The following is a 12,147-nucleotide window of genomic DNA, read 5'->3' as shown; positions in this document are numbered from 1 at the left end:
AAGCGACCGTCTTGGCATTGGCGTGTTTTGCCTATAAAACATACGTCGCACACAGGAAACGGCCGCGTCAACGCCGTTTGTCATACTGAGCATGGGTTCCGTGGAATGGCAACGCCCGCGTTGTGACCTTTCCCCAGACGGCCGGCGGCACCGGTCCGACCACGCCAACAAGGACGGCAAAAGTTTTGTCAACAAAACACAAAGACAGTGGGAGTAAGGGGATGGAGGTTTTCGCGTTCCGCGCCGCACGCCGGCCGGTGCTGGTCAGCATGCCGCACGTCGGCACGGCCCTTCCCGCGGGATTCGCCGATCGCCTCGTCCCGGAGGCGCAGGGCCTGCCCGACACCGACTGGCACCTGCCGCAGCTCTACGATTTCCTGGAAGAGATGGGCGTCGGCCTGATCCAGGGCAGTTTTTCGCGCTACGTCATCGACCTGAACCGGCCGAGCAACGACACGCCGCTCTACGCCGGCGCCACCACCGGCCTGTGCCCGACCACGCTGTTCCACGGCGCACCGCTCTACACCCCCGGCGCCGAGCCGGACGCGGCGGAGGTGGCGGAGCGCGTCGCCCGCTACTGGACGCCCTACCACAAGGCCATCGAGACGGAAATGACGCGGCTGCGCGGCCAGTTCGGCCGGGCGGTGCTGTTCGACGCGCATTCCATCCAGTCCGTCGTGCCGCGGCTGTTCGACGGGCGCCTGCCGGACCTCAACCTCGGCACCAACGACGGCCGCAGCATCGACGCCGGGCTGGCGGAAAAGCTGGCCGCGGTCTGCGCGGGGGCCGGGGCGGACGGCTTCACCCACGTGCGCGACGGGCGCTTCAAGGGCGGCCACATCACCCGCCATTTCGGCCGCCCGGCCGAGGGCTGGCACGCCGTGCAGCTGGAGATGACCCAGGACAGCTACATGGTGGAAGAGCCGCCCTTCCCCTTCGACGCGGCGCGGGCGGACCGCATCCGGCCGCACCTGCGGCGCTTCGTGGAAACGCTGGTAGACTGGGCGGAACGGCAGGCGTGACGGAGAGTATGATGGAATCCAAGAGCGGGCTGTTCTGCGACCGCGTGCTTCTGCCCGACGGCTGGGCCGCCAACGTTGCGCTGCGCTTCGACGGGCGCGGCACGCTGACCGCTGTGGAGCGGGACGCGGAGGCCGGCGACCTGCCGCGGGCGTCCGGGCCGGTGATCCCCGGGATGCCGAACCTGCACAGCCACGCCTTCCAGCGCGCCATGGCCGGCTTGGCGGAGCGCGCCGGCCCGTCCGAGGACAGCTTCTGGACGTGGCGGGAGGCCATGTACGGCTTCGTCCGCCGCCTGACGCCGGAAGCGGCGGAGGCCGTCGCCGCCCTGCTCTACATGGAGATGGCGAAGCAGGGCTACACGGCGGTGGCGGAGTTCCACTACCTCCACCACGACCGGGATGGCCGCCCCTACGCCGACCGGGCGGAGATGTCGCGGCGCGTCCTGGCGGCGGCGGACACGGCCGGCATCGGCCTGACCCACCTGCCGGTGCTCTACGCCCACAGCGGGTTCGGCGGCAAGCCGCCGTCGGACGGGCAGAAGCGCTTCATCAACGACGTGGACGGGCTGCTGTCCATCGTCGCGGCGATGCGCGACGCTATGGGGGACGCGGCGGGCCGCCGCGTCGGGCTGGCGCTGCACTCCCTGCGGGCGGTGACGCCGGAGGAGATGCGGGACGCGCTGGCCGGGCTGGAATCGATCGCCCCCGGCGCCCCCATCCACATCCACATCGCCGAACAGACGGGGGAGGTCGATGACTGCGTGGCCTGGAGCGGCAAGCGGCCGGTGGAATGGCTGCTGGACAACACTGCCGTCGGCCCACGATGGTGCCTCGTCCACGCCACCCACCTGACCCCGGAGGAAACCGACCGGCTGGCGGAGAGTGGCGCCATCGCCGGGCTCTGCCCGACGACGGAGGCCAACCTGGGCGACGGCCTGTTCCCCGCCGGCCCCTTCCTGGCGAAGGGCGGGCGGTTCGGGGTCGGGTCGGACAGCCACATCTCCGTCAGTGCGGCGGAGGAGCTGCGCGTTCTGGAATACGGGCAACGGCTGGTACAGCGGCGGCGCAACGTCCTGCGGGTGGGGGAAGGGTCCTCCATCGGCGGTGGTCTTTACCGTGCGGCGGTTGCCGGCGGCGCGCAGGCTCTGGGACAGCCGGTCGCGGGCGGCGGCATCCGGGTCGGGCAGCCGGCCGATCTGGTTGTGCTTGACGCCGACAACCCGAAACTGCTTTCTCGGGACGAGGACAGCCTCCTCGACGCGTATGTCTTCGCAAGCGACGGGCACGCGGTGCGCGACGTGGTCGCCGCCGGCCGGACCGTGGTGCGCGACGGGCGTCACGTGCGGGAGGACGCCATCGTGGCCGCCTACCGGCGGGCCATCACCGGGTTGCGCCAGGACACATGAGCGAAACGGATCCGAACACCTACATCGCTCCGGCGCTGCAGCGCGGGCTCGCCATCCTGGAGCTGTTCACGCCGCAGCGCCGGGCGCTGAGCCTGACGGAGATCGCCAACGCGCTGGGCATCGGCCGGGCGTCCGCCTTCCGGCTGGTGTTCACGCTTGAACATCTGGGCTACCTGGGCCGCATCGACGACGGGAAGTCCTACCGGCTGGCCCCGCGGTCGATGCAGCTCGGCTACCATTACCTGTCCGGGCTGGACTGCATCGAGGTCGCCATCCCCTTCATCGACGGGCTGCGCGACGCCACGCAGATCTCCGCCCACATGGGGGTGCGCGACGGGACGGAGGTCGTCTACGTCTACCGCGCGCACTCGCACATGACGCTGTCCAGCAACATCGCGGTCGGCTACCGCCTGCCGGCCCACGCCACCGCGATGGGCCGGATGCTGCTGAGCGGCCTCGGCGACGACGCCATTGCGCAGCTCTACACCGGCGTTCGGCTCGACCGCTTCAGCGAGAACACGGCGGTCACCCTGACCTCGCTGATCCAGGAGGTGGCGGAGGACCGCAAGCGCGGCTGGACGATGAACCGCTCGTCCTTCGTGTCGGGGATCGTCGCCATCGCGGCGGCGGTCCGCGACCACCGCGGCCAAGTCATCGCCGCCATCAACCTGTCGGGGCCGAGCGCGGTGATGGACCAGCCCGCCACGCTCGACCGCCTGACCGCCAAGGTGGTGGAGACGGCGGACGCCATCTCGCACCAGCTCGGTTACCTGCCGCCGGCGTCCTGACGGGCCGCCACGGCAGCCACGACGGCATAAGCGCCCAGTTCCGGCACCACGGTGGCGGCCGTGGCGTCCAGCCGGGCGGTCCAGCCCGCGGGAACGAGAACCTCGCTATCCGCCGTGCGCAGGGTCACGCCGCCGTCCAAGGCATGGACCAGCGCGACGCCCTCCGCCGGCACGGCAACGGAGCCGCCGGCCGGGACGAGGTCGAGCCGCCCCTCGGCGTGCGCGCGGTCCACGATCAGGTTGAAGTCGCGGATCGGCCCGTCCAGCAAGGCGCAATCCACCACGGCGTCGCCGGAAAAACGGAAGGCGGAGGCACGGTGCTGCACCGTCGCCGGGACGCCGTCCACGGTCAGGCGCATGCCGGCCCCTTCCACCACGGCGATCAGCCGCTCATAGCCGCTGAAGGCGGAAAAGGGGCCGGGCTGGGCCACGTCGGCGATGCTGACCCGCCACAGGAAGCGGCCGGCGTCGCCGGGCAGGGGCGCCAGCGCGATTTCCGTGGTGGTTCCGCCACCATTCTTCCACGGCATGCGGCGGTAGTCGGCGGGATCGAGAAGCGTGATCGGCATCGGTGTTCGACAGGCCTTCGGCGTTGTTCGTTCGTGCCCGTTATAATCGCCCGCGGGTGTCCGGGCCAGACTGCCGCGGCCCGCGCATCAATGGGTCCCCAGATTCGCACGGGCATGGGCGGCTGCGGATTCCAGGCTTTCCCAGGCCGGCTTGTCCGGCGCGAAGCGGTGGCGCAGGTAGGCCAGCAGGTCGGCGGCTTGCCGGTTCGACAGGCTGTCCTTGAAAGCCGGCATGTAGCCCAGGTCGCGGGTGGCCGGCTGGGCGATGCCGTGCAGGATCACCCGCGCCAGATTGTCCGGCGTGTCACTGTGGACGTTGGTGTTGACGCCCATGGAGGGGCTGACGCCGAACAGCACCGGACCGGTGCCATCGCTGTGGCAGGCCTTGCACGAGCCGTTGAAGATGCGCTCCCCGTTGCTGAGCGATGCCGTGGTGGGCACCGGCGCAGCCGAGGCCGCAACGGGCTGGACCGCCGGCGCTTCCGCACCGGTCCCCAGCGAGGCGAGGTAGACGGCCATGGCGCGCACGTCCGCTTCCGGCAGGGTGGACAGCTCCTTGACCACGGCGGTCATCGGACCGGCGGCGACGCCGTGCCGGTCGGAGAAGCCGGTGCGCAGGTACTGGAACAGGTCGTCCTCCGTCCAGGGCTTCGGCGCCTTGGACAGGGCGTTCAGGGCCGGCGCCTCCCACCCGTCCACCATGCCGCCCGCGAGATAGGCGGCACCCGTCTTCTCCGCCCCCATCGCGTTGCGCGGCGAATGGCAGGCGGAGCAGTGGCCGAGGCCATTGACCAGATAGGCGCCGCGGTTCCACTCCGCGCTCTGCTGCGGGTCGGGCTGATGCTTGGTCCGGTTCAGGAACAGGGCGTTCCAGCCGGCCAGCAGCGGGCGTTGGTTGAAGGGAAAGGCCATGTCGGCCTCCGGCGTCCGGCTGCGGGTCGGGGCCTGCGCCATCAGGTAGGCGTACAGCGCCTGCATGTCGCCTTCGCTGATGTTCTGGAAGGACGTGTAGGGGAAGGCCGGGTAGAGATGCCGGCCGTCGCGGCTGATCCCCTGGCGCATGGCCCGGTCGAAGGCGGCGAAGGACCAGTTGCCGATGCCGGTGTCCGGGTCGGGCGTGATGTTGGTGCTGTAGACTTTGCCGAACGGAGTCTCGAAGGCCAGCCCACCGGCGTTCACCGCGCCGTTCGCGGTGGTGTGGCACACGGCGCAGTCGCCGGCCGCGGCCAGTTGGCGGCCCCGCTCGATGGTCGCGGCGGACCATGTGTCGGCGGACGGCCTTGAGACGGGCGCGATCTCCGCCCGGAAGGGCAGCGCCGTCGCCGCCACGCCTAACAGCGCGCCGCACAGACCGGCGATGGAGCCGGTCAGCCATTTCGAGAACCGGCGCCCGCCCTTCGGCGGCTCCGCGGGGGCCTGGACGCCGGGATCGGAGGGGCCATGCAGCGCCTCCCGCACGCGTTCGGCGGTGATGGGCAGTTCGCGGAAGCGGATGCCGGTCGCGTCGAAAATGGCGTTAGCGATGGCCGCCGCACTGGGCACCGACGCGGATTCGCCGGAGCCCAGCGGCTGTTCCGTCTCGCGCGGGATCATCAGCACGTCGATGTCCGGCACTTCCGGGAAGGTCAGGATCGGGTAGCCGCCCCATTCCTTGCTGGCGACCAGCGAATCCTCGAACGCCACCTGTTCCTTCAGCACGCGGCTGGTGGACTGGATGACGTTGCCGTGGATCTGGTGGCGCACACCGTCCGGGTTGATCATCTGGCCGGCGTCGTGGCCCACCACCACGCGGGTCACGGCGATGTCGCCGGTCCGCTTGTCGATGGACACGTCGGCGACCCAGGCCGCCCAGGCGGCGCCGAATCCGGGGAATTTGCTGTGGATGTAGCGGGCGTAGGCGAAGCCGCGCCCGCGCAGCACGTTTTCGTCCGGCGGGGTCTGCTGCGGGGCGGTGCGCGGCTGCCACCCAGCGCGCTCGGCCACCGCCTTGATCAGGTCGGCGGCGCGCTCGTCGCGCAGGTGGCGTAGGCGGAACTCCACCGGGTCCACCTCGGCCGCGAAGGCCAGCTCGTCGATGTAGGACTCGTGCGCGAAGGAGTTCGGCAGGGCTGAGACGCCGCGCATCCACGACGCCCGCACGATGGGCGCCATGTCGTTGATGACGACGCGCATGTGGTCATAGTCGTAGGGCGGGATGGAAGTGCGGTCGCCCATCTCGAACACCGCCCCCACCGGATCGACCCGCCCGGTCAGCAGCAGCGCCAGCGTCGGCGCGCCGTTGGACGGATAGCTGGTGGCGAAGTCGTAGCCGGCGACGGTCCCGTCGGCGTTCAGCCCGCCGTCCACCTCCATCAGCTGCGCGGTGCCCTTCGGCTCCCACACATGCTCCTGCTCGCGGGTCAACTGCACGCGCACCGGGCGGCCGACCGCGCGGGACAGCAGCACGGCATCGGCGGCCACGTCGTCGGCGCAGTTGCGGCCGTAGCAGCCCGCCGCCTCCATGCGGATGATCTCGACGCGCTCCTCCGCCCATTCCAGCAGCCACGCGATGTCGGCGCGCAGCAGGTGCGGGTTCTGCGTGCCGGACCAGACCTTGACCCGCTCGTCGTTGCAATCCGCGACCGCGCAGGACGGACCGATGGAGCCGTGCATCTGGTACGGCCAGACGTAAGTGCGCGACATGCGCTGGCTGGCACCGGCGATGGCCGCGTCCACGTTGCCCTTGTCCAGCACCTTGCGCGGCGAGCTTGGGTTGTCGCGCAGCGCCTGGGCGAGGTCGGACAGGTCCGGCAGCTTCTGCGTCCAGGGCTTCCAGGTGACCTTCAGCTCCCGCGCGGCCTTGATCGCCTGCTCCTCCCGTTCGGTGACCACGCCGACGAAGTCGCGGATGACGACCACCCCGACCACGCCGGGGATGTGCGCGATGGAGGACTCGTCCACGCCGACGAGGCTGTTGCCGACGAACTCGCCGCTGTCGATCCCCGCGTAGGGCGGGCGGACCACCCGGCCGTGCAGCATGCCGGGCACGCGCACGTCGTGGACGTAGGTGAACTCCCCCGTCGCCTTGGCCGGAATGTCCACCCGCGGCGCGGCGCGGCCGACCAGCGTGTAATCCTCCCGCTTCTTCAGGGGCGCGGTGCCGGAAACACGGATCTGGAAATGCTGCCCCTGGACCAGTTCGGCGTAGGAAATGCGGCGGTTGCCCTCCCCCGCGATCACCACGCCCTCCTCCACCCGCAGATCCTCAACCGGCACGCCGAACAGGTCGGCCGCCCGTTGCAGGAGGAAGCGGCGCGCCTCCGCCGCGGCGTTGCGCAGCGGGACGGCGGAGATCTGGATGGTCGCGCTGGCGATGGTGGCGCCCTGGTTCGGCGCGCGCTCCGTATCGCCCAGCACCATGCGGACCTGCTCCATAGACAGGTCCAGCTCCTCCGCGACGATCTGGATCAGCGCCGTGCGGATGCCGGTGCCAAGGTCCACATGGCCGTTGAAGGCGTAGACCGCCCCGTCCTCGCAGACGGCGATGAACAGCGCCAATTCCTTGGGCTTTGGCGTCGGGGTGCCGCCCTTGGGCACGAGGCCGGGCGGGGGTTGAATGTCGTCGACGATCAGCAGCACGCCGCTCGACCGCAGCAGTTCGTCGCGGGTCGGCGTCGGGTGGGGATTTTTGGTCATGATGCGGTCCACGGGCTCAACGGGTGCCGCGCGCGGCACGCTGCACGGCGCGCAGGATTTCGACATGGGTGCCGCAGCGGCACAGGTTGCCGGACAGTTCGCGGCGGATGTCGTCCAGGCTGGGGTTGGGGTTGCGGTCCAGCAGCGCCTTGGCGGTCATGATCATGCCGTTCATGCAATAGCCGCACTGGGCGGCCTGCTCGGCGATGAAGGCCTGCTGCACCGGGTGCGGCTCAGTTGAGGAGCCCAGCCCCTCCAGCGTCACGACCTCCCGCCCCTCGGCACCGGCCAGCGGGATCACGCAGGACCGCGCGGCCACGCCGTCCATGATCACCGTGCAGGCCCCGCATTCACCGAGGCCGCAGCCGTATTTCGGGCCGTTGAGGGCGAGGTCGTTGCGCAGGATGTAGAGAAGCGGCGTGTCGGCCATCGCCGTCACCTGGACGTCGCGGCCGTTGACCTTCAGGGACACAGTCTTTTCCATAACACTCCCCCGCATCGGCGAACCGCCGCGCGCCGGCCTCGTCCAGGCCCTTCCGATTGCCGTTTGAGGCTCTATGATCGACACCGCCCGCTTCGGCGGCAGACGTCAGCGGGGCGTCACTCGTCCCCGTCCTGCTCGATCATCTTGCGCAGGACGAAGGTGATCGCCAGCCGCTCCGCCGGGTTCAGGCTGCCCATGGTCAGTTCGCTGATCGTCTTGGCGCAGGGCACCATGTCCTCCAGCACCCGCCAGCCCGCGTCGGTCAGGTTGCTGATGACCTTGCGGCGGTCGTGTGCGTCGGAGGTCTGGTCGATCAGCCCCCGCGCCTTCAGCCGTTCCACGATGCCCCGGATGGTCGCCTGGTCCACGGCGGTGGCCTTGACCAGTTCCGTCAGGGAACTCGGGCCGTTGTCGCGGATGGCGCAGAGCGTCACGAACTGCACGGCGGTCAGCTGCGGATCGCAGGCGTTGCGCTGGAAGATCGCGAGGTGCCGCTGGTAGGCCTTACGCAGCAGGTGCCCAATCTGGTCGGAAAAGACGTAGTCGTCCGACGCGGCGTTCGGGGTGCTGGCGAGGTCGGGCGGCGTATCTGACGGCATTGCGGACAATTTCTGAACGATCGTGGTTGACGTTGGAACCGATGGAACGCCCGAAGCTCCCGCCCGGGCCAAAAGAAACGGAGGCCGCCGTACAGGCCACGATAACAGCCGTGGCATGGACTGAGAAGGGCGGCTGAAACGGGCCGTCCGGCAGCCTCCGTTCCATCATCATAGAGCCATCATGGCGCACGCGAGGCTTCCGGGGCGACCACGTCGCCGGCCAGCACGACCGGCTCGCCGTCCAGGTGGATGTCGCAGCCGCGCAGCGGGATGTCCATGTGGCAGGGCGTCTTGCGGCTGCCGCCGACCTCGGTGTTGGGGCCGGTGGAGAACAGGAAGTTGCCGTAGAAAGCACGCGCGTCCATGCACATGCCGTCGTTCTTGTCGTGCAGGCCCATGGCCGTCCACTGCGCTCGCGGCTGCAAGCCCCAGCCGATGTGGGAGATGCCGTAGACCTCCGGATCCTTGAAATAGGCCATGTAGTCGCGCAGGTACTCGGCCTCGAACCCGCCATGGATGCGGCGGATGAAGCCCTCCTCGATCTCCAGCGTGATCGTCTCGCGGGTGTAGGTCTTGAAGGGCAGGAGGATGTCGCCGACGTCCAGCACCAGCGTGCCTTCCCCGCTGCCCTCGTCCGGCCAGGAGAAGAGGAAGCCGCTCGGCCAATGGTCCCAGCGTCCCGGCTCGTCGGCGAAACCGTATTCGGTCACCGTGGGATACTGGCCAAGTCTGGCGCGGAAATCCGTGCCGGCCTTGGACGTGACGGCAATGGAGCGTGCACGCTTCAACCGCTCGGCCGCGGCAACGACGCGCGCCTTGTCCTCCTCCGTCGGCAGCATGCGCGCCAGCACCTCCGGCGGCTCGACCGCCAGCAGGATGCGGGTGCCGGTCTTCAGGATCTGCTCCTGCTCCGGCGAGTGCAGCAGCATCATGGTGTCGACGATCAGGTCCGCCGCCTCCAGCGCGCGTTGGGCGGCGAGGTTGCCGGTCAGCGGCGTGTCACCGCAATAGGCGGTCATGTCCAGCCCCATCGCCTTGGGGTGGTTGAAGGCCGGCAACTCCACGCCGAAGACCTTGGCCCCCAGCCGCTGCGCCGCGTCCATGGCGGCCTTGGCGATGCGCGGGTTGGAATAGTCGCTCTTCAGCACCGCGACGCTTTGCGTGGCGTCCACCTTGGACAGCGTCAGCACGCGTTCGAACATGTGCGTCAGTTCGAAATCGCTTACGGGCATTTGGTCCCTCCCTTGGCACGAAAGTCGGTCTTTTCGCGATGAATCAGCACAAAAGTATGAGCGGTGCGCTCGGCTATTAAGAGTGGGTAATCACAATCAGTGTAGGGGATTGCATCCCGATTGGCGAAGGGCCAAGCCGGACAAGCCAACCCGGTCAATCGTAAATACCTGTTCTTTTTCAGGGCAATACGCGTCTCCACGGCTTCGTTGCGACCGTGAATTATGTGTACGTTGAAAACTGTTGCCCGGCAAGCAAATTTAGCGTACACGCTCTAAATGACGGCGTGGAACCCCGCCTACACCAGCGCACACGCTGCTTCGGCGCCGAGAGCGTCCCGCCAACGGAATCCGGCCACCGCAATCCTGGCCAAAGAATTCATCGGAGTGAGGGAGACAGGCCCCATGGCAAAGAACCAGAAGATCGCAATCGTCGGCGCCGGCCTGGGTGGCGCCGCCGCGGCCGCCCTGTTGCAGCGGGCCGGCTTCGACGTCGATGTTTACGAGCAGGCCCCGGAGTTCTCGCGCCTGGGTGCGGGCATTCACGTCGGCCCGAACGTGATGAAGGTCTTCCGCCGCCTGGGTATCGAGACGCAGCTTGAGGCGATGGGCTCCGCCCCCGACTTCTGGTTCAGCCGCGATGGCCTGACCGGCGACTATCTGTCCCGCATCCCGCTGGGCGCCTTCGCCAGGAAGGAATACGGCGCCGCCTACGTCACCGTGCACCGCGGCGACATGCACCTGCTGCAGATGGGCACGCTGAAGCCGGGCTCCGTTCATTTCGACAAGCGCCTGGCGTCGATCCACGACAGCGGCGACGACGTGAAGCTGACCTTCAGCGACGGCACGGAAACCCGCGCCGACATCGTGATCGGCGCCGACGGCATCAACTCCCGCATCCGCGAGGAGCTTCTGGGCGTCGAGGCCCCGAACTACAGCGGCTGGGTCGCCCACCGCGCCCTGATCCGCGGCGAGCAGCTGAAAAAGTACGACCTGGCCTTCGAGGACTGCGTGAAGTGGTGGACCGAGGACCGTCACATGATGGTCTACTTCACCACCGACAAGCGCGACGAGTACTACTACGTCACCGGCGTGCCGCACCCGGCCTGGGACTTCCAGGAGGCTTTCATCGACAGCAGCCGCGAGGAGATGTTCGAGGCCTTCCAGGGCTATCACCCGACCGTCCAGGCGCTGATCGAGTGCACCGAGACCGTCACCAAGTGGCCGTTGCGCAACCGTAACCCGCTGCCGCTGTGGAGCCGTGGCCGCCTCGTGCTGCTGGGCGACGCCTGCCACCCGATGAAGCCGCACATGGCGCAGGGCGCCGGCATGGCCATCGAGGACGCGGCGATGCTGACCCGCTGCCTCCAGGAAACCGGCCTGACCGATTACCAGAGCGCCTTCGCGCTGTACGAGGCCAACCGCAAGGACCGCGCGACCCGCGTCCAGGCCGTGTCGAACGCCAACACCTTCCTGCGCACGCAGGAGGATCCGGCCTGGGTCTTCGGCTATGACGTGTACGAGCACCCGCTGACCACGGGTCTGGCGGCATGACCGGCTCCACATATCTCTACGGCGCCAACGTCCAGGCCAACGGCATCCGCCAGCACTATCTGCGCTATGGCGGAAAGGGCGAGCCGCTCGTCCTGATCCCGGGCATCACCAGCCCGGCGATCACCTGGGGCTTCGTGGCCGAGCGGCTCGGCCGTCGCTTCGACACCTACGTGCTGGACGTGCGCGGCCGCGGCCTGTCGGAGACCGGCCCGGATCTCGACTACGGCATCGACGCCTGCGCGGACGACGTCAACGCCTTCGTCGCGGCGCTGGGACTGGACGGCTATCACCTCGTCGGCCATTCCATGGGCGCGCGCTTCGCCATCCGCGCGTCGGTCCGAAGCGGCAAGGGGCTGAAGCGGCTGGTTCTGGTCGATCCGCCGGTGTCCGGCCCCGGCCGCCGGCCCTACCCCAGCGGCCTGCCCTGGTACGTGGACTCCATCCGCCAGTCGCTGAAGGGCATGGACGCCGACGCGATGCGCGCCTTCTGCCCGACCTGGACGGAGGAGCAGCTGCGCCTGCGCGCGGAGTGGCTGCACACCTGCTACGAGCCGGCCATCGTGAAGACCTACCAGGGCTTCCACGAGGATGACATCCACGGCGACCTGCCGAACCTGCCGGTGCCGGCCCTGCTGATGGTCGCCGGCCGCGGCGGCGTGATCCTGCCGCAGGACGAGGAGGAAATCCGCCGCCTCCAGCCCGGCATCCGGATCGCCCGCGTGCCGAACGCCGGGCACATGATCCCCTGGGACGACTTCGACGGCTTCTTCGCCGCCTTCGGCGACTTCCTCGGCGCTCCCCTGGCCTGATTTACGAAAGAT

The 12,147-nt window shown here is 69.0% G+C and carries 10 protein-coding genes; 5 read left to right on the top strand and 5 right to left on the bottom strand.

The features are described from left to right. Window positions 1-221: 221 nt before the first annotated feature. Genes hutG through M2351_RS33605 form a run of 3 tightly spaced genes read left to right on the top strand, consistent with a single transcriptional unit; the run spans window position 222 to window position 3,216 of the window. A complete protein-coding gene (hutG, locus tag M2351_RS33615) occupies window positions 222-1,022 on the top strand; it encodes an N-formylglutamate deformylase (protein ID WP_264660333.1) in 801 nt (266 codons plus the stop codon). An 8-nt stretch (window positions 1,023-1,030) separates the two neighbouring features. Beyond that, entirely contained in the window at window positions 1,031-2,428 is a 1,398-nt protein-coding gene (locus tag M2351_RS33610) for a formimidoylglutamate deiminase (protein ID WP_264660332.1), read from the top strand. Then, complete coding sequence (locus tag M2351_RS33605) at window positions 2,425-3,216, top strand: IclR family transcriptional regulator (RefSeq protein ID WP_264660331.1); 792 nt, start codon at window positions 2,425-2,427, stop codon at window positions 3,214-3,216. The genes M2351_RS33610 and M2351_RS33605 overlap by 4 nt, the downstream gene beginning before the upstream one ends. Here the strand turns inward: M2351_RS33605 and M2351_RS33600 are convergent. The 5 genes from M2351_RS33600 to M2351_RS33580 form a co-directional block, all read right to left on the bottom strand. Then, entirely contained in the window at window positions 3,195-3,785 is a 591-nt protein-coding gene (locus M2351_RS33600) for a HutD/Ves family protein (protein WP_264660330.1), read from the bottom strand. The genes M2351_RS33605 and M2351_RS33600 overlap by 22 nt on opposite strands. 87 nt (window positions 3,786-3,872) lie before the next feature. Continuing rightward, on the bottom strand, window positions 3,873-7,460 hold the full coding sequence (locus M2351_RS33595) for a molybdopterin-dependent oxidoreductase (protein ID WP_264660329.1): 3,588 nt from the start codon (window positions 7,458-7,460) through the stop codon (window positions 3,873-3,875). Between the two features lie 16 nt (window positions 7,461-7,476). After that, on the bottom strand, window positions 7,477-7,944 hold the full coding sequence (locus M2351_RS33590) for a (2Fe-2S)-binding protein (RefSeq protein ID WP_264660328.1): 468 nt from the start codon (window positions 7,942-7,944) through the stop codon (window positions 7,477-7,479). 116 nt (window positions 7,945-8,060) lie between these two features. Continuing rightward, a complete protein-coding gene (locus M2351_RS33585) occupies window positions 8,061-8,543 on the bottom strand; it encodes a MarR family winged helix-turn-helix transcriptional regulator (RefSeq protein WP_264660327.1) in 483 nt (160 codons plus the stop codon). A 179-nt stretch (window positions 8,544-8,722) separates the two neighbouring features. Then, a complete protein-coding gene (locus M2351_RS33580) occupies window positions 8,723-9,775 on the bottom strand; it encodes a 2,5-dihydroxypyridine 5,6-dioxygenase (protein WP_264660326.1) in 1,053 nt (350 codons plus the stop codon). A 402-nt stretch (window positions 9,776-10,177) separates the two neighbouring features. On the opposite strand from M2351_RS33580, the gene M2351_RS33575 reads away from it, so the two are divergent. Together M2351_RS33575 and M2351_RS33570 are read left to right on the top strand one after the other, a co-directional pair. Beyond that, window positions 10,178-11,326: an FAD-dependent monooxygenase gene (locus tag M2351_RS33575; protein WP_264660325.1), complete on the top strand. Its 1,149-nt coding sequence runs from the start codon at window positions 10,178-10,180 to the stop codon at window positions 11,324-11,326. Further along, complete coding sequence (locus M2351_RS33570; protein ID WP_264660324.1) at window positions 11,323-12,135, top strand: alpha/beta fold hydrolase; 813 nt, start codon at window positions 11,323-11,325, stop codon at window positions 12,133-12,135. The genes M2351_RS33575 and M2351_RS33570 overlap by 4 nt, the downstream gene beginning before the upstream one ends. The last annotated feature ends 12 nt before the right edge of the window (window positions 12,136-12,147 follow it).

Source organism: Azospirillum canadense (assembly GCF_025961225.1).
GTDB lineage: Bacteria > Pseudomonadota > Alphaproteobacteria > Azospirillales > Azospirillaceae > Azospirillum > Azospirillum canadense.
The sequence above is the reverse complement of the archived record's forward strand: the minus strand, read 5'-3'. Positions and strand labels throughout refer to the sequence as shown.

What these genes read in the sequence shown, in the direction of transcription:
- hutG (WP_264660333.1), top strand. Translation starts at nt 222, where the DNA reads ATGGAGGTTTTCGCGTTCCGCGCCGCACGCCGGCCGGTGCTGGTCAGC.
- M2351_RS33610 (WP_264660332.1), top strand. Translation starts at nt 1,031, where the DNA reads ATGATGGAATCCAAGAGCGGGCTGTTCTGCGACCGCGTGCTTCTGCCC.
- M2351_RS33605 (WP_264660331.1), top strand. Translation starts at nt 2,425, where the DNA reads ATGAGCGAAACGGATCCGAACACCTACATCGCTCCGGCGCTGCAGCGC.
- M2351_RS33600 (WP_264660330.1), bottom strand. Translation starts at nt 3,785, where the DNA reads ATGCCGATCACGCTTCTCGATCCCGCCGACTACCGCCGCATGCCGTGG.
- M2351_RS33595 (WP_264660329.1), bottom strand. Translation starts at nt 7,460, where the DNA reads ATGACCAAAAATCCCCACCCGACGCCGACCCGCGACGAACTGCTGCGG.
- M2351_RS33590 (WP_264660328.1), bottom strand. Translation starts at nt 7,944, where the DNA reads ATGGAAAAGACTGTGTCCCTGAAGGTCAACGGCCGCGACGTCCAGGTG.
- M2351_RS33585 (WP_264660327.1), bottom strand. Translation starts at nt 8,543, where the DNA reads ATGCCGTCAGATACGCCGCCCGACCTCGCCAGCACCCCGAACGCCGCG.
- M2351_RS33580 (WP_264660326.1), bottom strand. Translation starts at nt 9,775, where the DNA reads ATGCCCGTAAGCGATTTCGAACTGACGCACATGTTCGAACGCGTGCTG.
- M2351_RS33575 (WP_264660325.1), top strand. Translation starts at nt 10,178, where the DNA reads ATGGCAAAGAACCAGAAGATCGCAATCGTCGGCGCCGGCCTGGGTGGC.
- M2351_RS33570 (WP_264660324.1), top strand. Translation starts at nt 11,323, where the DNA reads ATGACCGGCTCCACATATCTCTACGGCGCCAACGTCCAGGCCAACGGC.